General features: G+C 62.3%; 19 protein-coding genes. 7 read left to right on the top strand and 12 right to left on the bottom strand.

Translation table 11 applies throughout. The annotated features are described in order from the left end of the window. Nucleotides 1-90 precede the first annotated feature (90 nt). The 7 genes from Q1B16_RS10475 to Q1B16_RS10445 form a co-directional block, all read right to left on the bottom strand. A complete protein-coding gene (locus Q1B16_RS10475) occupies nt 91-525 on the bottom strand; it encodes a F0F1 ATP synthase subunit epsilon (RefSeq protein WP_299787651.1) in 435 nt (144 codons plus the stop codon). 63 nt (nt 526-588) lie between these two features. Then, a complete protein-coding gene (gene atpD / locus Q1B16_RS10470) occupies nt 589-2013 on the bottom strand; it encodes a F0F1 ATP synthase subunit beta (RefSeq protein ID WP_292060900.1) in 1425 nt (474 codons plus the stop codon). 16 nt (nt 2014-2029) lie between these two features. Further along, nucleotides 2030-2911, bottom strand: coding sequence for a F0F1 ATP synthase subunit gamma (locus Q1B16_RS10465; RefSeq protein WP_299787647.1), 882 nt, complete (start codon nt 2909-2911; stop codon nt 2030-2032). 12 nt (nt 2912-2923) lie between these two features. Beyond that, nucleotides 2924-4462 (bottom strand): F0F1 ATP synthase subunit alpha, encoded by a 1539-nt coding sequence (gene atpA, locus Q1B16_RS10460; RefSeq protein ID WP_299787644.1) that lies wholly within the window; start codon nt 4460-4462, stop codon nt 2924-2926. Next, nucleotides 4463-5029: a F0F1 ATP synthase subunit delta gene (locus Q1B16_RS10455; protein ID WP_299787641.1), complete on the bottom strand. Its 567-nt coding sequence runs from the start codon at nt 5027-5029 to the stop codon at nt 4463-4465. A gap of 325 nt (nt 5030-5354) precedes the next feature. Next, nucleotides 5355-6200, bottom strand: coding sequence for a PhzF family phenazine biosynthesis protein (locus tag Q1B16_RS10450; protein WP_299787638.1), 846 nt, complete (start codon nt 6198-6200; stop codon nt 5355-5357). A gap of 17 nt (nt 6201-6217) precedes the next feature. Further along, nucleotides 6218-6982 carry a class I SAM-dependent methyltransferase gene (locus tag Q1B16_RS10445; protein ID WP_299787635.1) on the bottom strand — a complete coding sequence of 255 codons (765 nt, stop codon included), beginning with the start codon at nt 6980-6982 and terminating at the stop codon, nt 6218-6220. A 62-nt stretch (nt 6983-7044) separates the two neighbouring features. Here Q1B16_RS10445 and gloB point away from each other — a divergent pair, with 62 nt between their 5' ends. The 3 genes from gloB to Q1B16_RS10430 all read left to right on the top strand — a co-directional run bounded on the left by gloB (nt 7045) and on the right by Q1B16_RS10430 (nt 11244). Then, the gene (gene gloB / locus Q1B16_RS10440; protein ID WP_299787632.1) at nt 7045-7812 is read left to right on the top strand and encodes a hydroxyacylglutathione hydrolase; all 768 of its coding nucleotides are present in this window, start codon (nt 7045-7047) and stop codon (nt 7810-7812) included. 157 nt (nt 7813-7969) lie between these two features. Then, nucleotides 7970-10294: an ATP-dependent Clp protease ATP-binding subunit ClpA gene (clpA, locus tag Q1B16_RS10435; protein WP_299787629.1), complete on the top strand. Its 2325-nt coding sequence runs from the start codon at nt 7970-7972 to the stop codon at nt 10292-10294. Between the two features lie 68 nt (nt 10295-10362). Next, complete coding sequence (locus tag Q1B16_RS10430) at nt 10363-11244, top strand: M23 family metallopeptidase (RefSeq protein ID WP_299787626.1); 882 nt, start codon at nt 10363-10365, stop codon at nt 11242-11244. A gap of 3 nt (nt 11245-11247) precedes the next feature. On the opposite strand, the gene Q1B16_RS10425 is transcribed toward Q1B16_RS10430, so the two are convergent. The 3 genes from Q1B16_RS10425 to Q1B16_RS10415 form a co-directional block, all read right to left on the bottom strand. Then, the gene (locus tag Q1B16_RS10425; protein WP_299787623.1) at nt 11248-13404 is read right to left on the bottom strand and encodes a peptidoglycan -binding protein; all 2157 of its coding nucleotides are present in this window, start codon (nt 13402-13404) and stop codon (nt 11248-11250) included. Between the two features lie 3 nt (nt 13405-13407). After that, a complete protein-coding gene (locus Q1B16_RS10420; RefSeq protein WP_299787620.1) occupies nt 13408-14598 on the bottom strand; it encodes a biopolymer transporter ExbB in 1191 nt (396 codons plus the stop codon). Nucleotides 14599-14670: 72 nt separating this feature from the next. Then, nucleotides 14671-15201 carry a gamma-glutamylcyclotransferase gene (locus tag Q1B16_RS10415; RefSeq protein WP_299787617.1) on the bottom strand — a complete coding sequence of 177 codons (531 nt, stop codon included), beginning with the start codon at nt 15199-15201 and terminating at the stop codon, nt 14671-14673. Nucleotides 15202-15268: 67 nt separating this feature from the next. Here Q1B16_RS10415 and Q1B16_RS10410 point away from each other — a divergent pair, with 67 nt between their 5' ends. Together Q1B16_RS10410 and Q1B16_RS10405 are read left to right on the top strand one after the other, a co-directional pair. After that, nucleotides 15269-16246, top strand: a complete 978-nt coding sequence (locus tag Q1B16_RS10410; protein ID WP_299787614.1) for a DUF2125 domain-containing protein — start codon at nt 15269-15271, stop codon at nt 16244-16246. A gap of 54 nt (nt 16247-16300) precedes the next feature. Continuing rightward, nucleotides 16301-17578 (top strand): acetylornithine deacetylase/succinyl-diaminopimelate desuccinylase family protein, encoded by a 1278-nt coding sequence (locus Q1B16_RS10405; protein WP_299787611.1) that lies wholly within the window; start codon nt 16301-16303, stop codon nt 17576-17578. Between the two features lie 80 nt (nt 17579-17658). Here the strand turns inward: Q1B16_RS10405 and panC are convergent, their stop codons facing one another. After that, the gene (gene panC, locus Q1B16_RS10400) at nt 17659-18501 is read right to left on the bottom strand and encodes a pantoate--beta-alanine ligase (RefSeq protein ID WP_299787608.1); all 843 of its coding nucleotides are present in this window, start codon (nt 18499-18501) and stop codon (nt 17659-17661) included. Nucleotides 18502-18710: 209 nt separating this feature from the next. On the opposite strand from panC, the gene Q1B16_RS10395 reads away from it, so the two are divergent. Beyond that, nucleotides 18711-20186 (top strand): ABC transporter substrate-binding protein, encoded by a 1476-nt coding sequence (locus Q1B16_RS10395; RefSeq protein WP_299787605.1) that lies wholly within the window; start codon nt 18711-18713, stop codon nt 20184-20186. Nucleotides 20187-20379: 193 nt separating this feature from the next. Beyond that, a complete protein-coding gene (locus Q1B16_RS10390; RefSeq protein WP_299787602.1) occupies nt 20380-21849 on the top strand; it encodes a PLP-dependent aminotransferase family protein in 1470 nt (489 codons plus the stop codon). On the opposite strand, the gene Q1B16_RS10385 is transcribed toward Q1B16_RS10390, so the two are convergent. Then, nucleotides 21842-22882: an FAD-binding oxidoreductase gene (locus Q1B16_RS10385; RefSeq protein WP_299787599.1), complete on the bottom strand. Its 1041-nt coding sequence runs from the start codon at nt 22880-22882 to the stop codon at nt 21842-21844. The genes Q1B16_RS10390 and Q1B16_RS10385 overlap by 8 nt on opposite strands. Between the last annotated feature and the right edge of the window lie 32 nt (nt 22883-22914).

Below are 22914 nucleotides of genomic sequence, written 5' to 3'. Positions count from 1 at the left end.
CGCGTGTGTTTACCGCATGCAACCGGCGGGCAAAACGAAAAAAGCCCCGCATCGGTGCAGGGCTTTCGAAGTACGGTGTCGCATCCGAAGTCAGAGCGAAGGCTGTTTCGGCGACAGTCCAATATGCGTCCCTACGGCGACCATATCCGCGAGCAGCTTGGCCGCGTCGTCGACCGGACCCGGTTCGTTCTTGAAGGTTTCCTTGGTCTGCTTGTAGGTCTCGTGCGCCTCGTCGACCATCGCCTCGTAGGTGGCCTGATCGACGTCTCCACGGGGCAGTGCGCGTTCTGCAAGCACCGAAAGGCCCTCACCCATCTCCGCGAAACCGCCGGTCACGATGAATTCCTCGGTGCCTTTTTCGGTCTCGACCGTCAGAACACCGGGGCGCAGCGTCGTGATCAGAGGCGCATGGTTCGGCATCGCCGTCATATCGCCATCGGCACCCGGAATCTGCACAGATTTGACCTGCGCCGACATCAGGCTGCGCTCGGGGCTGACCAGATCGAATTGCATGGTCTCTGCCATGTGTCGTCTCCTTTTGGGTCTCGTCCCCGCGAAGAAAGCCGCGAGGACTGATGAGCGCCCGGTTTAGGCCGCGTCGGCCGCCATCTTCTCGGCTTTGGCTTTCACTTCCTCGATGCCGCCCACCATGTAGAAGGCGCCCTCGGGGAGGTGGTCGTATTCACCGGCAACCACGGCCTTGAAGGACGAAATCGTATCTTCGAGCGGAACCTGAACGCCGTCAGAGCCGGTAAAGACCTTCGCCACGTCGAAGGGCTGCGACAGGAAGCGCTGGATTTTACGCGCACGGGCCACGGTCATCTTGTCCTCTTCGGACAGTTCGTCCATGCCGAGGATCGCGATGATGTCCTGAAGCGACTTGTAGCGTTGCAGGATACCCTGAACGTCACGCGCCACCTGGTAGTGCTCTTCACCCACGATCTGCGGGTCCATCAGACGCGAGTTGGAGTCGAGCGGGTCCACCGCCGGGTAGATACCCAGCTCGGAAATCGCACGGCTCAGAACGGTTGTGGCGTCGAGGTGCGCAAAGGTCGTTGCAGGCGCCGGGTCGGTAAGGTCGTCCGCAGGCACGTAGACGGCCTGAATGGAGGTAATGGACCCCGCCTTCGTGGAGGTAATGCGCTCCTGCATCTGGCCCATGTCGGTCGCCAGTGTCGGCTGGTAGCCCACGGCAGACGGAATACGACCCAACAGAGCAGACACCTCGGAACCGGCCTGCGTGAAGCGGAAGATGTTGTCCACGAAGAACAAAACGTCGGTGCCGGACTGGTCGCGGAACTGCTCGGCCAGTGTCAGACCGGTCAGGGCGACACGGGCACGCGCACCCGGAGGCTCGTTCATCTGACCGTAGACCAAGGCCACCTGGCTTTCCTTGAGATTGTCCGGCTTGATGACGTTGGATTCGATCATCTCGTGATAGAGGTCGTTGCCCTCACGGGTCCGTTCACCAACACCCGCGAATACCGAGTAACCCGAGTGCACTTTCGCGATGTTGTTGATCAGTTCCATGATGAGAACCGTCTTGCCCACGCCGGCACCGCCGAAGAGGCCGATCTTACCACCCTTGGAATAGGGCGCGAGAAGGTCGATCACCTTGATGCCGGTCACGAGGATCTCGGACTCGGTCGACTGTTCCGCGAATTCAGGCGCGGGTGCGTGGATCGGGCGGAATTCATCCGCTTCGACGGGGCCACCTTCGTCCACCGGCTCACCGACGACGTTGAGGATGCGGCCAAGCGTTGCAGCGCCCACCGGAACCGAGATCGGACCGTCGGTGTCGACAACTTCCTGACCCCGGACGAGGCCTTCGGTTGCGTCCATCGCGATGGTGCGCACGGTGTTTTCGCCAAGGTGCTGGGCCACTTCGAGAACGAGCTTCTTGCCGTTGTTGTCCGTGGTCAGCGAGTTCAAAATAGCCGGCAGGTGGTCGTCGAACTGAACGTCCACGACGGCGCCGATCACCTGCGTGATTTTGCCTTTTGCGTTTGCCATGTTTCGTCTCCGGTTCTTAGAGCGCCTCGGCGCCCGAGATAATTTCGATCAGTTCGTTGGTAATCACGGCCTGACGTGAACGGTTGTATTCGATTGTGAGCTTGTCGATCATCTCGCCCGCGTTCCGCGTTGCGTTGTCCATCGCGCTCATCCGGGCGCCTTGCTCGGACGCCCCGTTTTCCAGCAGCGCCGCGAAGATTTGCGTCGCCACACCGCGCGGCAGAAGATCGGCGAGGATCGCCTCTTCGTCCGGCTCGTAATCGTAGAGCGTGTTGGCCTCCGCATCGCCTTCCTCGGGCGCATCGAATGCGGCCGGGATGACCTGCTGGGCGGTCGGCGTCTGGCTCACGACGTTGACGAACTTCGCGTAGAAGATCGTCGCGACATCGAATTCGCCCGCATCAAAGCGGCCGAGGATGTCCTTGGCGATGCCCTGCGCATCCGCGTAGCCGATCCGCTTCACGTCGCTCAGGTCGATGTGACCGACGAAAAGATCGCCGAAGTCACGCTTCATCGCGTCGCGGCCCTTCTTGCCGACGGTAAGAATCTTGACCGTCTTGCCCTTGCCCTTGAGCTCGGTGGCTTTCTGCTTGGCCAGCTTCGCGATGTTGGCGTTGAAGCCACCGCAGAGACCACGTTCCGCCGTCATGACGACGAGCAGGTGCACATCGTCCTTGCCGGTCCCGCTCAGCAGTTTCGGCGCGCTTTCGCTGTCACCGACGCTGGCGGCCAGCGCACCCATCACGGCGTTGAACCGTTCAGTATAGGGGCGCGCCATTTCGGCAGCATCCTGTGCCCGCCGCAGTTTCGCGGCGGCCACCATCTGCATGGCCTTGGTGATCTTGCGGGTCGACTTGACCGACGCGATCCGGTTTTTCAAATCCTTGAGATTTGGCATTGCCTCGTCTCCTTACGAGAAGTCGGCGGCGTATTCGTCAATCGCGGCCTTGAGCTTGTCGGCGGCGTCACCCTTGATCTTCGGATCTTCGTTGGTGATCCAGTCGAGGATGTCCTGACGCTTGCCGCGCATGTGGCCAAGAAGGCCGTGCTCGAAGTCTTTCACCCGATCCACCGGCAGCTTATCCAGGTAGCCATTGGTACCCGCGAAAATCACGCAGACGATTTCGGCGTTGGTCAGCGGCGAATACTGCGGCTGCTTCATGAGCTCGGTCAGACGCGCACCCCGGTTCAGCAACTGCTGGGTCGAAGCGTCGAGGTCGGAACCGAACTGTGCGAAGGCGGCCATCTCGCGGTACTGAGCGAGCGACAGTTTCACGGGACCGGCAACAGAGGACATCGCGCTTGTCTGAGCGGACGAGCCCACACGAGACACGGACAGACCGGTGTTCACCGCCGGACGGATACCTTGGTAGAAGAGTTCGGTTTCGAGGAAGATCTGACCGTCGGTGATCGAAATCACGTTGGTCGGAATAAACGCCGAAACGTCGCCGCCCTGGGTTTCAATGATCGGCAGTGCCGTCAGCGAGCCCGAGCCATTGTCTTCGTTCAGCTTTGCGGAACGCTCGAGCAGGCGCGAGTGGAGGTAGAAAACGTCACCCGGATACGCTTCGCGGCCCGGCGGGCGACGCAGAAGCAGGGACATCTGGCGATAAGCAACGGCCTGCTTGGACAGGTCATCGTAGATGATCAGGGCGTGGCGGCCGTTGTCGCGGAAATGCTCGGCCATCGAGGTGGCGGCATAGGGTGCGAGGAACTGCATCGGCGCGGGGTCGGACGCTGTGGCCGCAACCACGATCGAATATTCGATCGCGCCGCTCTCTTCGAGCTTCTTCACCAGCTGCGCCACGGTGGAGCGCTTCTGGCCGATCGCGACGTAGACGCAGTAGAGCTTCTTGCTCTCGTCGTCGCCGGCGGCATCGTTGTAGGACTTCTGGTTCAGGATCGCGTCGAGCGCCACGGCGGTCTTGCCGGTCTGACGGTCACCAATGATAAGCTCGCGCTGGCCACGGCCAATCGGGATCATGGAGTCGACAGCCTTGAGGCCTGTCGCCATCGGTTCGTGAACCGATTTACGCGGGATGATGCCCGGCGCCTTCACGTCGGCGATGGAGCGGTTCTTGGTCTTGATCGGACCCTTGCCGTCAATCGGGTTGCCGAGACCGTCAACGACGCGGCCGAGCAGTTCGTCGCCCACCGGAACGTCCACGATGGATTTCGTGCGCTTGACGGTGTCGCCTTCCTTGATGTCCCGGTCGGAGCCGAAGATCACGATGCCGACGTTGTCGGCTTCGAGGTTGAGCGCCATACCCCGGATTCCACCGGGGAATTCGACCATCTCACCCGCCTGGATGTTGTCGAGGCCATAAACACGCGCGATACCGTCACCAACGGAAAGGACGCGGCCCACCTCGGCGACTTCGGCGTCCTGCCCGAAGTTCTTGATCTGGTCCTTCAGGATCGCAGAAATCTCGGCTGCTTGGATACCCATTTATCCGACCTCTTTCATAGCATTTTGCAGGGAGCTGAGCTTGGAGCGGATCGACGTGTCGATCATCTTCGAGCCCACTTTTACGATAAGACCGCCGATGAGGCTTTCATCAACGGTCGCATTGATCTTGACGTCCTTGCCCACTTTCGACTTGAGCGTCTGGGCAAGTTCCTTGGATTGCGCGGCGGTCAGCTTGACGGCCGAAGTCACGTCTGCGGTCACTTCGCCTTTTTCTTCGGCGATCAGATCGCGTAGACGGTTGATCATCTGCGGCACGACGAACAGGCGACGCTTGGACGCCATCAGCGCCAGCACGTTCTGCATCGTCTTGGTCAGCCCCATCTTGGCCGCGATCGCCGTGATCGCGTTCGATTGGGCTTCGCGGCTGTAGACCGGGGACTGGATCAGGTCGGTCAACTCCGGGCTGCTGTCGAGCGCGGCTGACAGATCGTCGAGGTTGGCTTCGAGCTTGTCGAGCTCTTTACCCTCTTTGGCAAGGTCGAAGACCGCCATGGCATAGCGCTCTGCGATGCCCGAGGAAATGGATGCTGATTCAGACACGTCCACCCTTCCGCTATTCTGCCTCCGATCCCCCGAAGTACCGGTGGTCAGAGGCGTTTTCAGTTTGGCAAATGCCACATGGCATAGAAATCAGCGCGGATGTAGCAGAGGCGTCCCAAGCCCGCAACACGGTATGGTGTTTTCCTGTGAAGCGCGAAACGCCTTATTTTTAGGGTGTTGGCCCAACTGCGACGTATTGCGCGCGCGAAATGCCGATTTTTTTCGTCACAATTGTGCGGATGCGGCGATTCCTTGGCTGTTTGACCGCGTTTCCGCGCCGTGCCCGAATTTTGGGCATCTTATCCCAGTGAACGCGACATTCGCAGAGCTGTCACAAAGTAACCATGCCGTCGATCACGATATGGGAGTGTCCGCCGATCAGGACGCGGTCCGATCCCTCACGCGGTGCCCCGACGAACACTCGGCCCGCACGCCCCAGACACGTTCCCTGGGCAATCACCAGATCACGGTCCAATCGGCCCTCGGACCACATCCACCGCGCCAGAGCCGCATTCAGGGAACCGGTGATGGGATCTTCGCTCATCCCGCTGGACGGAGACAGGTTCCGCACCTCGTAATCGCAGTCCGCGCCGTCGGCATGAGGACCTATCACGCTGACCCCGACATACTCCGGCCAGCGCACGAGGCCCGCGTCGATGGCAAGCACGTCGTCAGCCGACGCGAGTTCGAGCACGTTCCAGGTGGGACCGTTTTCCAGAATTGCGGATCGCCGGACCCGCGTCGGGTCGATCCGAAGGGCCTTGCAGAGATCGGATTCCGCGCTCTTACCCATCGGAGCGATTTGCGTGTCCGGAGCGACGAAGGCCGGAACCGCGCCGGTCATGTCGATTTCGACCAAGCCAATGGCGCATTCCTGGATGACCTTGCCGTCGGACCGGGGTGCGTCCCCGCAATGCAGCCAGGCCGCACAGCTCCCCAGCGTCGGGTGCCCGGCAAAAAGCATCTCGCGCGCCGTGGTGAAAATGCGCACACGGTAGTCCGCGTCGGGATGCGTGGGCGGCAGTAGAAACGTCGTCTCGGCAAGGTTGGTCCACGCCGCGAATTGTTGCATCTGGTCATCCGTCAGATCGTCGGCCTCCACGACGACGGCCAAGCCATTGCCCTTGGTCGGTTCGGACGTGAACACATCCGCCTGTATGAAACGCCGTGCCTTCATGCGTATCTCCGAATGATCTACTGGTCAGTCAGCACCCGCGCCCGTGCGGGTTTTGAGGATGGCGTCGGAACGAGCTTGCCCAAGGGTGTCAGCACCCGGCTTTCCGACTTGGTGCCACGCGGCGTCGGATTGGTCTTGGTCACTTCGACCATCAGCACACCGCCCGCGATCAAGGCCGACACGCGGCGGCCCATCTGTTCCCAGAACCGTCCGGTCTTCATCCAGAAGCGTCGCGTGGACGGCGGTTGATACAGGACCGCGGTGTGGCGCTGTGGCGCAAAGTTGTGGGCCTTGAGTTGAGATTCCAACTGACCCATCGAATAGGGACGCCCGTAGCCGAAAGGCGTTGCATCCGATCGTGCCCAAAGACCCGACCGGTTCGGAACGATGAACAGCGCCTTTCCCCCTGGCCCCAGAACGCGCCAGCACTCTTCGAGCAGCGCAGACGGGCGCTCGGACGTTTCCAGCCCGTGCATCAGGATCAGCTTGTCGAACCGGCCATTCTCGATCGGCCAGAGCGTTTCCTCGCACAAGACCGAGACATTCGGCATCCCGGCAGGCCAGGGCATCACCCCTTGCTGCGCCGGCATCAGCCCGATGACCCTGCGGGCATCTTTCAGGTAGGGCCGGAGCAGAGGCACGGCAAAACCGAAACCGCCCACCGATTGCTGCTTGGCTTCCGGCCAGAATGTCATGACCTGATCCCGCACCACGCGCTGCGCCACACGCCCTATCGCACTGCGATAGTAGAAGTTGTGCAAGCGTTGCACGTCGAGATGCATTTGGGCCTCCGGTCCAATTGGCCTAGGTTGATCGGAGTGTAACCTCCACGGAAAGAAACGCCATGCCCCTTGAACTCGTCACGCTGCCTGCCCTGTCCGACAATTATACGTATTTGCTGCATGACAGCCAAAGTGGCGACACCGCCTGTATCGACGTGCCGGAGGCCGGTCCGATCCTTGACGAACTGTCCAAGCGCGGTTGGACCCTGACCGAGATTTGGTTGACCCATCACCACCACGATCACGTCGGCGGCGTGGACGACCTTCTTGCGCAATACGACGCCAAGGTCACCGGTGCCAAGGCCGACCGGCACCGCCTGCCCTCGCTGAACCGCGAAGTGGCGGAAGGGGACGCGTTCGAGTTCGGTGGTGAAGTTGTCGAAGTCCTCGACGTGTCGGGGCATACCATCGGCCATGTGGCCTTCGTCTTGCCGGAATCGGGATATGCCTTCACCGCAGACAGCCTAATGGCGCTGGGATGCGGCCGCCTGTTCGAAGGCACCGCCGCGCAGATGTGGGAGAGCCTGCAAAAGCTGGCCGCGCTCGACCCCGAAACGCTGATCTGCTCCGGTCACGAATACACGCAGGCCAATGCGCGCTTCGCAATCACCATCGACCCCGACAATTCTGACTTGAAAGACAGGATCAAACGCATAAATTCGAAGCGTGACAGTAACGAACCCACGGTTCCCAGCAAACTCTCCGAAGAAGCGGCAACCAACCCGTTCCTACGTGCCGCTGACCCCGCCATAATGGCCCATCTCGACATGATCGGCGCAGAGCCGGTGGACGTTTTTGCGGAAATACGTGCCCGCAAGGATCGCTTCTGAGGCAAATTCACAAGAACGTGCGAACAATCTGCAGCTTGTGACGCGTCAAGTCGAAGAAAAAACTTGAAGCTTTGTCGGTAACGACCAAACTTTAATACTAAGATGACAGTTGTGCCGTACCCTGCGTCGCAACGCAAAAAAGAAGGAGCACTCAATCGTGCCTTCATTTTCGAATACCCTTGAGCAGGCAATTCACTCGGCGTTGGCGCTGGCCAATTCCCGATCGCACGAATTTGCAACGCTGGAACATCTGCTGCTGGCACTGATCGACGAACCCGATGCGGTCCGCGTGATGAAAGCGTGTTCGGTCGACACCGAAGAACTGCGCACCACGCTGGTTGACTATATCGACGACGATCTGTCGAACCTCGTGACCGACATCGAAGGGTCCGAGGCCGTGCCAACAGCCGCTTTCCAACGCGTGATCCAGCGCGCGGCGATCCACGTCCAAAGCTCGGGTCGGAGCGAAGTGACCGGGGCCAATGTCTTGGTCGCCATCTTTGCCGAACGCGAAAGCAACGCCGCGTACTTCCTCCAGGATCAGGATATGACCCGCTACGACGCGGTGAACTTCATCGCGCACGGTGTGGCCAAGAACCCGGCCTACGGCGAAAGCCGCCCGGTGACAGGCGCCACCGAGAACGAGGAAGAAGCACAGGCGCAGGAACCGCAGGGCGAGCAAAAGGAATCCGCGCTGGCCAAGTATTGTGTCGATCTCAACGCGAAATCGCGCGAGGGCGACATTGATCCGTTGATCGGCCGCCATGCCGAAGTGGAACGCTGCATCCAGGTGCTCTGCCGCCGTCGTAAGAACAACCCACTTCTGGTGGGCGATCCCGGCGTGGGCAAAACGGCGATTGCCGAAGGTCTCGCGCGCAAGATCGTGTCCGGCGAAACGCCCGACGTGCTCAAGAACACCACGATCTATTCGCTCGACATGGGCGCGTTGCTGGCGGGCACCCGCTATCGCGGCGATTTCGAGGAACGCCTGAAGGCTGTCGTGAACGAGCTTGAGGAACATCCCGACGCGGTGTTGTTCATCGACGAAATCCACACCGTGATCGGCGCCGGTGCCACATCGGGCGGCGCGATGGACGCGTCCAACCTTCTGAAGCCCGCGCTTCAGGGCGGCAAGCTGCGCACGATGGGCTCCACCACCTACAAGGAATTCCGTCAGCACTTCGAAAAGGACCGCGCCCTGTCGCGCCGGTTCCAGAAGATCGACGTGAACGAACCCTCGGTCGAGGACACGATCAAGATCCTCAAGGGTCTCAAGCCTTATTTCGAGGAGCACCACAACGTCAAATACACGGCTGACGCGATCAAGACGGCGGTGGAATTGTCGGCGCGGTACATCAACGACCGCAAGCTGCCGGACAAGGCCATCGACGTGATCGACGAGGCAGGTGCGGCGCAGCATCTCGTGGCGGAATCCAAGCGGCGCAAGTCGCTCGGCCCGAAAGAGATTGAGGCGGTGGTCGCCAAGATCGCCCGCATCCCGCCGAAAAGCGTGTCCAAGGACGATACAGAGCTTCTCAAGGATCTCGAAGGCAGCCTCAAGCGCGTTGTCTTCGGTCAGGATGCCGCCATCGAGGCGCTGTCCTCAGCCATCAAACTGGCGCGTGCCGGTCTGCGGGAACCTGAAAAGCCCATCGGCAACTACCTCTTCGCCGGTCCGACCGGTGTGGGCAAGACCGAAGTGGCCAAGCAGCTGGCGGATACGCTGGGTGTGGAACTGCTGCGGTTCGATATGTCCGAATACATGGAGAAACACGCGGTCAGCCGTCTGATTGGTGCGCCTCCGGGTTATGTCGGTTTCGATCAGGGCGGTCAGTTGACCGATGGTGTCGATCAGCACCCGCATTGCGTGCTCTTGCTCGACGAGATCGAAAAAGCGCACCCGGATGTCTACAACATCCTGTTGCAGGTGATGGATCACGGGTCGCTCACCGATCACAACGGTCGCACGGTCAGCTTCCGCAATGTGATCCTGATCATGACGTCGAACGCGGGTGCGGCCGAACAGGCCAAGGCGGCCATCGGCTTTGGCCGGGACCGTCGCGAGGGCGAAGATACGGCGGCCATCGAGCGCACGTTCACGCCGGAATTCCGCAACCGTCTGGATGCGGTCATCTCCTTCGCGCCGTTGCCGAAGTCGGTGATCCTGCAAGTGGTCGAAAAGTTCGTGCTGCAACTCGAAGCGCAGCTGATGGATCGCAACGTGACCATCGAACTGACCAAGCCTGCCGCCGAATGGCTGGCCGACAAGGGCTACGACGACAAGATGGGCGCCCGTCCTCTGGGCCGCGTAATCCAGGAAGAGATCAAGAAGCCGCTCGCGGAAGAACTGCTCTTCGGGAAGCTCGCCAAGGGCGGCGTCGTCAAGGTTGCGGTCAAGGACGGCAAGCTGACACTCGATCTCTCGGGCCCGGACAATCCGCGCCTGTCGAGCAAGAAGCCCCCGCTCCTTACGGCGGAGTGATCCGCACCGCTGCCGCAATGATCATCGCGTCCGCCACACAGGTTGTGGCGGACGTTTCCTTTTTGGGGATGCCCATCGACTGCGTGCTGGGTGAAACCTGCGTGATCGAGGATTACCCAGACGTCGATCCAACCGACGCGGTCTCCGATTACCGATGTGGTCTCAAATCCCGCGATGGGCACAGCGGCACGGATTTCGCCCTTCTCAGTTTCGACCAAATGGACAAAGGCGTGCGCGTGATCGCCGCCGCTGACGGCCGCGTCCAGGCGATCCGCAACACCCGCCCAGATCAGCCCTATGTCGCCGGGACAGACCTGAACGGCGAAGAATGCGGCAATGCCGTGCGTATCGACCACGGCAACGGTTATCAGTCGGTTTACTGTCATATGAAGCTTGGCTCCGTTCGTGTGACACCGGGACAGCGCGTCGTCCGGGGGCAACTTCTGGGCGAAGTGGGCCTGAGCGGTCTGACCAATTATCCGCATCTTCACCTGACCATCACTCAAGGGGCCGAGGTGGTCGATCCCTTCGCCCCGGATCAGGACAATGCGTGCAGCACACCGTTGCAAACGCTCTGGCTCGAGACGCCCAAATACACTGACGCGGGTCTTTTTACCGTCGGCGTGTCGGACGCGGTTCCGGAACTTAGCACCGTGATCTCCGGCGCGGCGCGGCGCACCTCCCTGTCGCCGCAGGACGCGATGGTGCTTTATGCGCACGCCTTTCACGGCATCACCTATGATCAGATCGATCTGACGATGTTTGGCCCGGACGGGGTGGTGTTTGAACACACCGCACGACTCGACGTGGACCAGGCGCAGGCGATGCGGGCCTATGGACGGCGGGCGCCGGTGACCGGTTGGCCCAAAGGCAAGTATCGCGGCTATGCGCGGATGATCCGGGGCGATGTCATCATCGCCGTGCGCCATGTCGACGTAACGGTCGAATAACGCTTACTGTTCGGTCAGTTTCAATTCGATCCGTCGGTTCTGCGCCCGGGCTTCGGGCGTATCATCAGTGTTCACCGGCTGGTATTCCCCAAAGCCATTTGCCGACAAGCGCTGCGGCGGGATGCCCAACTCTTCGATCATGTAGCGGACGACCGACAGCGCACGCGCCTGGGACAATTCCCAATTGTCCGCGTAAACGCCCTGCCCCGACAGCGGCAGGTTGTCGGTGTGCCCGTCCACCCGGATGATCCAGTTGATGCCCGCAGGAATGTCCTGCGACACGTCCCGCAAAATCGCCGCGACGTTTGCGATCTGCGCGCGGCCTTCGGCAGACAGGCTTGCCTCTGCCGGGGGAAACAGCACTTCGGACGAGAAAACGAAGCGGTCCCCCTCGATCCGCACGCCCTCGCGGTTGCCCAGCACTTCGCGCAGGCGGCCGAAGAATTCGGAGCGATAGCGCTCAAGGTCCTGGTTCTGACCTGCCAGACGCTGCCTTTCCTCTTCCAGACGCTGCCGCTCTTCTTCGAGGCGGATGCGCTCCGCCTCTTCCAATTGACGCCTGCGCCGCTCTTCGGCGGCCACGCGCGCCAAGGCTGTGTTCAATTCACTCCCAAGGCTTTCCAACTGGATTTGCGCTTCGGCATCTTTTGCCTCGGCTTCGTCCAGCAAGGCTTGCAGCGATGACAATTGCCGCCGCAGGGCACCGACCTGCTGGTTCAGCAATTCGGTCTGCCGCTGCGCCTCGGTCGCGCGCTGCTGCTCCGCGTCCAACCTGTCGCGTGCCTGCTCCAACAGGAGTTGCCGTTGTTCGGCCTCGGACAGCCGATCCTCCAGTGCGGTTTCGGCCGCGATCTGTGCCGCCAGGGCCGCCGCCAACTGGTCGCGCGTTTCACTCAGCGTCGCCTCTGTCGCGCTTTGTTGCGCCAGAGCTGCGGCAAGACGTTGCTCCAGCGTTTGTTCGGTTTCGGACCGGGCCGCCGCATTCGCCTGCGCCTCGGCCAGAGCTTGTCTCAGCGCATCGAGCGATGCCTGCATCTCGGCGCTGGTCTGCTCTGACGCGTTGAGGTCAGAGGACAAGGCCGCGTTCTCGGCCCGCAACTCTTCCAGCCGCGCTTCGAGCGCATTGGCTTCGGACACACGGATCAACGCCTGTGACAGCTGCGCTTCGAGCGACGAGAGGGTGGTCTGATCCACGGAGGCCGCATTGAGGTCCGACTGCAATCCTTCGATCCGCTCGGCCTGCGCATCCAGGCGCGCCTGCAGTGCGGCTGCGGTCTCCTCGCCCTCCAGAAGCGCCGCCGCGAGACGGGCGTTCAGGTCCTCTTCGGCATCCCGCGCCGCCGCCAGAAGCGTCAGCGTTTCCTCGGCCCGCGCGCGCTGTTCCTCGAGCGCCATCGTCATCGCGGTCAGCTCCGCATCCGCATTTTGCAGCCGTTCGCGCAGAGCTTGCGCCGCCGCCGCTTCGGCCAGCTTCGCCGCCTCTTCCTCGGTCAGGGCGGTTTCCAGCGTGTCGACCTGCGCGGTCAATGCGGTGACCTGTTCGGTGGTCTCGGCGTTTTCTGCACGCAGATCGGCGATCAACGCCTCAAGCGCCGCGCGCCGCGCGGCTGCCAGACGCGCCGCTTCAACCTGCTCGTCGATCTCGCTGCGCGCGGTGGCCAGCGCGAGGTTGAGCGCCTCTTGCTCGGACAGCAACTGGTCCCGTGTCTCGGAAAGGTCGGCCACCTGCGCCTGTGCCGCATCACGCTCCGACAAAAGCCCCGCCACCTGTTCCTCGAACGACGCGATACGGGCATCCGCCGCCTGGAGTTCTGCCGCTTGCCGGTCGCGGGTGGCCGAAAGCGAGGCAATGATCGCCTCCTGTTCAGTCAATCGCGCCTGCGTATCGTCCAGCGTCGCGTTCAACGCGCCCAACTGGTTGCTGAGCGACGTGGTGCGCTGCCGCTCCACACCCAGTGCGCGGGCCAGTTCCGCGATCTCGGACGAGAGCGAATTCAGCTCATTTTCTTGGCCGGTGATCGTGTCGCGCAAAACCGCCTGCACGACCATGAAGATCGTGAGAACGAACATCAGGACCAGCAAAAGCCCGGTCATCGCATCCACGAAACCGGGCCAGATCGAGGCCTGAAACCGGGCTCCGGTGCGCCGCGACAGGGCCATGGCCTAGCCCTCGTCCTTGTCGGTCTTGCGTCCTGCGCTTCGGGCAAGCCGATCAAGCGCACGCGAAATCGCCGACAGGTCGGTGCGCAATTCCGCCATGGTTTCCTGACGCCCCGCCGCCACCTCTTCGAGGATGCGCAACATCTGGACGTCGATGGACCGCAGCCGCATCCGGCTTTCGGCATCCAGACCCTCGTTGTCGGATTTGTGGGTCAGCACGTCGATCAGCCGGTCCTGACTGTCGGCGATCCGGGCAAAGGCCGTGGCACTGGGTGCGGTCGCCTCGATCCGTTCGGTCATGCGTTCCAGCGCATCGCTGAGTTGTCCCAGACGGTTCTCCACTTCAGAACGGCCTTCTTCGGACCGCGCGAACAGGTCCTGCATCACCTCCATCTGCTCGACCATCTGATCGAGCACGACGCCCGCCGTTCCCATGTCGCCGGCACCGTCGCCCTCACCGCTGGAAAAGCCCAGCTTGGTGATGGAGCTCAGCCATTCTTCAAGCTCTCGGTAAAAGCGGTTCTGTCCGTGCCCCGCGAACAATTCGAGCAAACCGACGACGAGCGATCCCGCCAGACCCAGAAGCGACGACGCGAAAGCCACGCCCATACCGGACAACTGGCTGTCCAGCCCGGTCATCAGCCGCGCGAAGACCTCTGTCCCGGTTTCGCCGTCCTCAGGGGCCAGACCGCGAATGGTGTCCACCAGCGCAGGAACCGTCGTCGCAAGACCGTAGAACGTACCCAAAAGACCCAGAAAGATCAGCAGGTTGACGATGTATCGCGTGATCTCGCGCGCCTCGTCGATCCGGGTCGCGACGGAATCCAGGATGGACCGGGTCGAGGCCGTGTTGATCTGCATCCGCTTGCCGCGCGACCGCAAAAGTGTTGCCATCGGCGCCAGCAAGAGCGGCGGCTTTTCCTGAAACCCACGTTCGCGATCCTGCGCGAAATGCTCGATCCAGCGTACCGACTGGATGAGTTGCCAGACCTGCCAGAAGCAGGCCAGAACGCCGATAAAGAAGACGAAGATGATGAACCCATTCAGGTATGGGTTGGCTTCGAACACGGGCAAGACCCGCGGCAGCGCGACAAACGCGCCGAACCCCGTGAGACCCAACACGAGGACCATCATGAGAACCTGTCGGACAGGCTGGGAAAACTGTGGCTCGGCCTCGATGTCCGGCTGATGCATTCGGACAGTTCCTGACGCTTTTCTTGTTCTTACACGGCGACTCTAGGGGGTTCGCCGCCAATCGCCAAGCCGTTAAGCGATTAGCTCTCTCACCCGCGCGCAGAGCCAGTCGAGTTCGGCGTCCGGAATGCCCAGTTCCGATAGATGTGCCGCCGTATTGAACAGGTATTCGCTGTTCGGTCCCCGCCCGCCCACGGCATTCGCGATGATCTGTGCTTGCTCTTCAAGGTCGAGCGATCCGCAATACTGCACATGATCGGGGTCGATGACATATGTGACGGCCATCACCTCGCGCCCGTCCTTGAAGGTCAGGGGCAGCGTCTTTTCCAGATAGGCCGACGACACCAATTCCCGGTCCCGAAGATAAGCCATCGTTGCATCGTATTCCGCCTCGTGCATCTGCATCGCAAGCCCGTCGCAGACGCTTGTCGCATCGGCATCAAGCGCCAGCACCAGACCCGGATCCTCTTCGGTGCCGCGATGGTGGATCGACCGCATGCAAAAGCTGCGCGCATAGCCCTCTAGCCGCGCGTGAACCGTCTCGACCGGCGTAAAGCCGGGGTTCCACAAGAGCGACCCGTAGCCGAATACCCAAAGCGTCATGATGCTGGTCCTGCCTTTCGCCGCGCGGTAAACACCAAAGGCGCGGCAGACAAAAGGGGGTGCGCGGGTGAAACGACTTCTCGCGGCGATCATTGTAGCCACTCTGGCCTATAGCGGCTGGTGGTTCTACGCGGCGGGCAGCCTGCGCTCTGAGGTCGAAACCTGGTTCGCCGACCAACGCGCCAAGGGCTGGCAGGCCGATTACGCGGACATCAAGGTGCGTGGCTTCCCGAATCGCACCGATCTAACCCTGACCGACCCGGTGTTGATGTCGCCGAACGGCGATCTTGGTTGGCAAGCGCCGTTCTTCCAGATCCTCGCGCTCAGCTATAACCGGGGTCACGTAATCGTTGCCTGGCCCGACAGTCAGACTTTGACCACGCCGGTGGGAGAGATCGCGGTCACGTCCGACGGATTGCGTGCTAGCCTTGTGTTCGACGATCAGACGATCCTGCGCAGCAATATCGAAGCCCCGGTGCTGAACCTGTCCGGGCCGGACGGGTCGCTTGCGCTCGCCGACACCAATATCGCTCTGGAACAGATTGCCACCGCGCCCACAAGCTACCGCTTTGCCCTGTCGGCGGGCAATATCGCAACCTCGACGCCCCGCGCGGTCTCCGGGATCGGCCCGGACTCGCTCGCCTCCGCACGGGCCGAAACGGTTCTGGAGCTCGACGGCCCCTTGCGCCTCGACACGCTGACCGACGCGCCGCCGCAACTGACCGCGATCGACGTACAACGGTCAGAGATCACCTACGGCCCGGTGACCTTCAGGATCGCCCTGACCGCCTCATTGGATGCGCAGGGCCTGGCCACGGGCGAGATGTCCATCACCGCAGACAACTGGCGCGCAGGTGTCGAAGCCGCCCGCGACAATGGCGATCTGCCCCCCGGTTTGGCGGACGGGTTGATCGACGCGCTGTCGCTGCTGTCCACGTTCAACGGCACCCGCGACAGCCTTGATGTGACGCTGGGGATCAATCGCGGCACTCTGCTTTTGGGTCCGGTCCCGGTGGGCCAAATCCCCCCGATCCGCTGGCCCTGAGACTTGCCAAGCCCGCGCCCTGCCGCAACAGTACCGCGCAAAGCGAGGTGACCCATGTCCGACGACAGGCTCTTTCACAGGATCGACGACGCGCGCGATGACCTGATCGCGCTGACCCGAGAACTGATCGCCATCCCGACGCTGAACCCGCCGGGTAAGAACTACGCCGCGATCTGCGACGCGCTGGATGCTCGGCTGTCGCGCGCGGGCTTTGCCACCACTTGGGTCCGGGCCGAAGGCGCGCCCGGCGACAGCGACCGCTATCCGCGCTGGAACCTGATCGCCCGGCACGACGGCACCCGCGCGGGCCCGTGCGTCCATTTCAACTCACACACCGACGTGGTCGAGGTGGGCCACGGCTGGACCCGCGATCCGTTCAACGCGCCCGTCGAAGGCGACAAGATCTACGGTCGCGGCGCCTGTGACATGAAAGGCGGCCTTGCGGCGTCGATCATCGCCGCCGAAGCCTTCATCACCGAACACCCGGACTATGCCGGCGCCATCGAGATCAGCGGCACTGCAGACGAGGAATCCGGCGGCTATGGCGGCGTTGCCCACCTCGCCGAACAGGGCTGGTTCGATCCGTCCCGCGTGCAGCACGTCATCATCCCCGAACCGCTGAACAAGGACCGCATCTGCCTTGGCCATCGCGGTGGCTGGTGGGCCGAGATCGAAACCAGGGGCGAAATCGCGCATGGCTCCATGCCCTTCCTCGGCGATTGCGCGGTGCGCCACATGGGCGCCGTGCTGCAAGCGTTCGAGGACACGCTCTACCCCGCGATGGCCGCCCGATGGACCGACATGCCGGTCGTCCCCGAAGGCGCGCGGCAATCGACGATGAACATCAACTCGATCCACGGCGGTCAGCCGGAACAAGAGGCCGACTATACCGGCCTGCCCGCCCATTGCGTCCCCGACAGTTGCCGCATCGTAATCGACCGGCGTTTCCTGATGGAAGAACCGATCGAGGCCGTCCGGCAAGAGGTCATCGACCTGCTCGACGACCTCAAATCCCGGCGCGCAAATTTCGACTACGAGATCCGCGAGATCAACCGCGTCATCCCCTCGATGACCGACCGCGACGCGCCGGTCGTCACAACCGTACACGACGCAATACGTCACGTTTTGGGACAGGACCCGACCTACGTCGCCTCACCGGGCAGCTATGATCAGAAACACATCGACCGCATCGGCAAGCTGAAAAACTGCATCGCCTATGGCCCCGGCGTGCTGGAACTGGCGCACAAGCCGGATGAATGGATCGGCATCACAGACATGCTCGACAGCGCCAAGGTCATGGCGCGCAGTCTCGAAACCCTGCTCCTGCCCTAGGCGTCTTTGGGCCCGAAATATCTCGGGGGCCTGGGGGCAGAGCCCCCAGCCTGTCGGATTGGCGCAGCCAATTCGAAACGTCACACGGCGATATTGTCGATCAATCGTACCCCGGCCAGCCACGCCGCCGCGAATAACCGAGCCGGGACCTCCGCCCGCTCCAGCAAGGCAAGCCCATCGGTTGCGCGCAATTCAAGGTAATCGACGTCGGTAAAGCCCGCCCTCTCAAGCCGTTTCATGGCATCGGGCAGCAGATCCGCCATCGCGGCCCCCTCTCTCAGCGCCGCCGCCACGTTTTCCATGACCGCGTTCAGCACCGGCGCATAGACCCGCGCCCGGTCCGACAAAAGCAGATTGCGCGACGACATCGCGAGACCATCTTCCTCCCGGATCGTCGGGCACCCGACCACCTCGACGGGAATGTCCAGATCGGCGGCCATTCGCGTGACCACCTGCAATTGCTGGAAATCCTTTTCCCCGAAGAACGCCTTGTCCGCGCCGGTTTGCAGGAAAAGCTTGCTGACCACCGTCGCCACACCGTCGAAATGGCCCGGCCTCGTCGCGCCGCACAGGCAATCGGTCAGGCCCGAAATCGACACCGTCGTGGCGAAACCTTCGGGATACATCTGATCGCCATCCGGTACCCAGATTGCATCGACATCGAAGCGTTCGAGCTTGCGGGCGTCGGCTTCTTCGGTGCGCGGGTAATTTGCCAGGTCCTGCGCGTTGTTGAACTGCTTGGGATTCACGAAGATCGTCACGATCACCCTGTCGCACGCCGCCTTGGCGGCCGCAACAAGGCTCAGATGCCCGTCATGCAGCGCGCCCATGGTGGGCACAACACCGATAGTTTCCCCCGCGCGTTTCCAAGGCGTGACCATCGCGCGCAGCGCCGCGCGGTCCCGGATGATCGGGTCAATCACGGTTTCGGCTCCGAGAACCCGTGCGCGCGGATTTCAACGGGCAATTTGGCGCATGTGGAGACGGTGGCGCTCATCCGGCGGCTCCTGTCAGGTCGAACTGGCCGTGCCTCTACCAGACCGGCGCGCGCGCCGCACCGCGCAAATTGCAGCACATGCTTGATCGAAAGGCGATTCCCCACGACAGTGATCGCAACAATCGGAGGGATATCATGACGACTCATTTCCTGCGCGGGGCCGCCTTGGCCGCTCTGCTGACAACACCCGCGCTGGCGCAGCAGACCGACCTGACCATCGCGCTGCAACTCGAACCACCGCATCTCGATCCGACAAGCGCCGCTGCCGGGGCGATTGATTCGGTGCTCTATTCCAACGTGTTCGAAGGGCTGACACGCTTCACGTCGGACGGCTCGGTCGTGGCCGGTCTGGCGGAAAACTGGGAGATCAGCGAGGACGGCACCACCTATACCTTCACCCTGCGCGACGGTGTGACCTTCCATGACGGCACCACGATGGATGCCGAGGACGTCAAGTTCACCCTCGACCGCGCCCGCGCAGATGACAGCGCGAACGCGCAAAAGGCTCTGTTCGAAGGCATTGAGGAGGTCACGGTCATCGACCCACAAACGGTCGAGGTCACACTCAAGGCCCCGGACGGCAACTTCCTGTTCAACATGGCTTGGGGCGACGCGGTCATCGTGGCGCCGGAAAGCATCGACGAGATCAAGCAGACCCCAATTGGCACCGGCCCGTTCGCCTTCGAGGAATGGGTGCAAGGCGACAGGATCGAGCTGGTGCGCAATCCAGACTACTGGGGCGAGGCACCGGCGCTCGAGGCAGCGACGTTCAAGTTCATCTCCGATCCCACAGCCGCCTTTGCCGCGATGATGGCGCAGGACATCGACGCCTTTGCGGGCTTCCCCGCACCTGAAAACCTGCCGCAATTCGAAGCCGATCCGCGCTTCCAGGTCCTTGTCGGCTCGACCGAAGGCGAAACGATCCTCGCGATGAACAACAAACAGCCCCCCTTCGACAATCCGAAGGTGCGGCAGGCCGTGTCCCACGCCATCGACCGCCAGTCTATCATCGACGGTGCGATGTTCGGCCTTGGAACACCCATCGGCACACATTTTGCACCGCACAACCCGGATTACGTCGACCTGACAGCGCAATCCGCCTACGACCCCGAACAGGCCAAGGCGCTGCTGGCAGAGGCGGGATTTGCCGACGGCTTCACCACCACGCTCAAACTGCCGCCGCCGTCCTACGCGCGCCGGGGCGGTGAGATCATCGCCTCGCAATTGCGGGCGGTGGGCATCCAGACCGAGATCACCAATCTCGAATGGGCACAATGGCTCGAAGAGGTGTTCCGCGGCAAGGATTTCGGACTGACCATCGTCAGCCACACCGAACCCTTAGACATCGGCATCTACGCCCGCCCCGATTATTATTTCCAGTACGACAACCCGGAGTTTCAGGAGTTGATGACGACGCTTGGCCAGACCAGTGATCCCGCAACGCGCTCCGAGATGCTGGCACAGGCCCAGACCATGATCGCGGACGATTACGTCAATGGCTACCTGTTCCAGCTCGCCTTCCCGACCGTGGTCGATGCGCGCATCGAGGGATTGTGGCAGAACGCCCCGACACAGGCAACGGACCTGACCGGGGTGCGGTGGACCGAGTGACGCCATAAGACTTGGCCGGCATGGACGGGAAATTCTGGCCTCGCCCGTGTCGGCTTAACGCGATAGTAAGCACCGCGTGAAAGAAACTTCGTACGAAGTTTCTTGACCCCGCCCATAAAATTCTGGGGCATGGGTCAGAACGGACGCTTAAGACCAGATTGCCAAGGAGATAAGTCCAATCTAGGCTTTGCCCATGGCAATCCCGGTCGAAACCTTTTTCCTCAAACCCGATACCAAAGGCACGCTGCAATCGCGGATTCAGCAGATGGTGGCCGAAGGCATCCTGTCGGGCCGGTTTCGGCGCGGTGAAAAGCTGCCATCGAGCCGTAAGCTCGCCCAACACCTTGGCGTCAGCCGCATCACCGTCACGCTTGCCTATACCGAACTGCTGGCGAATGATTACCTCTCGTCGCGCGGGCGCTCGGGCTATTACGTGTCCGACGATGCCCCGGAGCCACCGCGTTTCGATGCGCCTCCGGCACGCGAGGACGCGGTCGATTGGTCCCGCGCGCTTGGCCAGAAATTCACCGGTGGTGCGACACCCGTCAAACCACAGGATTGGGCGCAGTATCGCTACCCGTTCCTTTACGGCCAAACGGATCCGCAACTCTTCGATCACGCGAATTGGCGGCTTTGCGCGGTCCAGGCGCTTGGCGCGCGGGATTTTGCGGCGCTCACTCGTGACTATTACGATCAGGACGACCCGCAACTGGTCGAATTCATCCTGCGCCACACCTTGCCCCGGCGCGGCATCACAGCGACCCCCGATGAGGTGCTCATCACCATGGGCGCGCAGAACGCGCTCTGGATGACCACCCAGGTTTTACTCACCCAACGCCGCCGTGCGGTGATCGAAAACCCGTGTTACCCGGCCTTGCGCGATATCCTCACCCATTCGCGTTGTCATCTGAACGCAGTCGATGTCGATGAGGATGGATTGCCGCCTGAAGACATCCCGGAAAACTCGGACGTCATCTTCACCACGCCCAGCCACCAATGCCCCACCTCCTACACGATGCCTCTGGCCCGAAGACAGAGTCTTTTGGCGCGCGCGCGTGCGCTCGATGCGTTGATCGTGGAAGACGATTACGAATTCGAAATGGCCTATCTCAAACCACCGATGCCCGCGCTCAAGAGCCTCGATAGGGACGGGCGGGTGATCTATGTCGGCAGTTTTTCCAAGTCGCTTTTTCCCGGGCTGCGCCTAGGCTACCTCGTCGGTTCCGCCCCCTTCATCCGGGAGGCCCGCGCGCTCAGGGCGTCGATGCTGCGCCATCCGCCGGGGCTGACCCAACGGACCACCGCCTATTTCCTGAGCCTCGGCCACTACGACAGCCTGATCCGGCGCACCGGCAAGGCGCTGAACGATCGCCGCGTAATTATGGAGCACGCGATCCGCAAACATGGCCTGACGATTGCCGGGAAAGGCAGCTATGGCGGATCAAGCTTCTGGATGCGCGCGCCGGACCACGTGGACAGCGAAGACCTTGCCAGGCGCCTGCGCGCCTCCGGTGTCCTCATCGAACCCGGTACCGCTTTCTTTGCCGAGAACGATCCGCCCCGGAATTACTACCGTCTCGCCTATAGCTCCATCGCGCAGGCGCGGATTGATCCCGGCGTCGCCGAGATCGCCAAGGCCATCGACGCCACCCCTGTCACATAGACGCCTCGACGCGAAATCCCTCGGGGATCCTATCGACATCGTCCAGCACAAGGTCAGCCATGACCTGCGCCACTTTGGGGGCCATGCCGAAGCCGATCTTGAACCCGCCATTGGCGATGAAATGCCCCGCGCGCCCCGGCCATGCTCCCAGCATCGGTGCCCGTGACCGCGCCCTTGGCCGCACTCCGGCCCAGCGGTCCACAACTGGCGCATCGGCGAGAACCGGCATCGCCGCGATGGCGCGGGCGATCAGCTCGTCGCATTGCGCGTCCAGACCATCGGGCGTGTCGAATTCCCGTTCACTGGTGGACCCGATGGCAACCGTTCCGTTGGCGTGAGGGATGATGTGCAAACCGTCCACGAAGACCTGCGGCACCGGACCGGCATCATGGGCCAGGGCCGCCGACTGCCCCTTGATCCCGGCACCGACCGATTTGCCAAGCTGCTCGGACAAGTCCAACAACCCGCGCCAGCCGGTGGCCCAGATCACCGGACCGCGATCCGGGGCATCGGCCACCACTTCGACACCGCGCGCCAGCAATGCCGCTACCAGCGCGGCGCAGGCCTGACGCGGGTGCATCCGCCCGGTCAGCGTGTCGCGGATCAGGAACCCCGTCGGCGACACCGGCGCGAAGGGTCTGGCCTCATCGGAACGGAACACCTCCCACACGGCGCGTCCCTGCCACAGGTCACGCGCGCCTTGGGTCCTCTCTTCCGCGAGGCTTAGGGCAGCATCATCCGCAATCGGCTGCAAACGCCCGGTGCGCGCATAGCCGGGATCAACACCGCCCGCATCGTGCACCTCGGCCCAGAAGGCTTCGGCCATCAGCAGACTCTCCAACTGAAACGCCTTCTTGTCGTTCCAATTCTCCGGCACATGCGGCGCCAGTGCGCCGACCAGACCGCCGCTCGATCCAGACCCGGCTCCAAGGGGATCGACGACCTGCACATGCGCGCCGCGCCGCGCCAACATCCACGCGATGCTCAGCCCGAATATTCCGGCCCCGCGCACTGTCACTTCGGGCATTGCCATTCCAGTCTCTCCTCGCCAAGGTCGCGCTGTCG

Source organism: uncultured Marivita sp. (assembly GCF_947488135.1).
In the GTDB taxonomy this organism is placed as follows: domain Bacteria; phylum Pseudomonadota; class Alphaproteobacteria; order Rhodobacterales; family Rhodobacteraceae; genus Marivita.
Note: the sequence above shows the minus strand (reverse complement) of the source record. Positions and strands in the feature narration are given on the sequence as shown.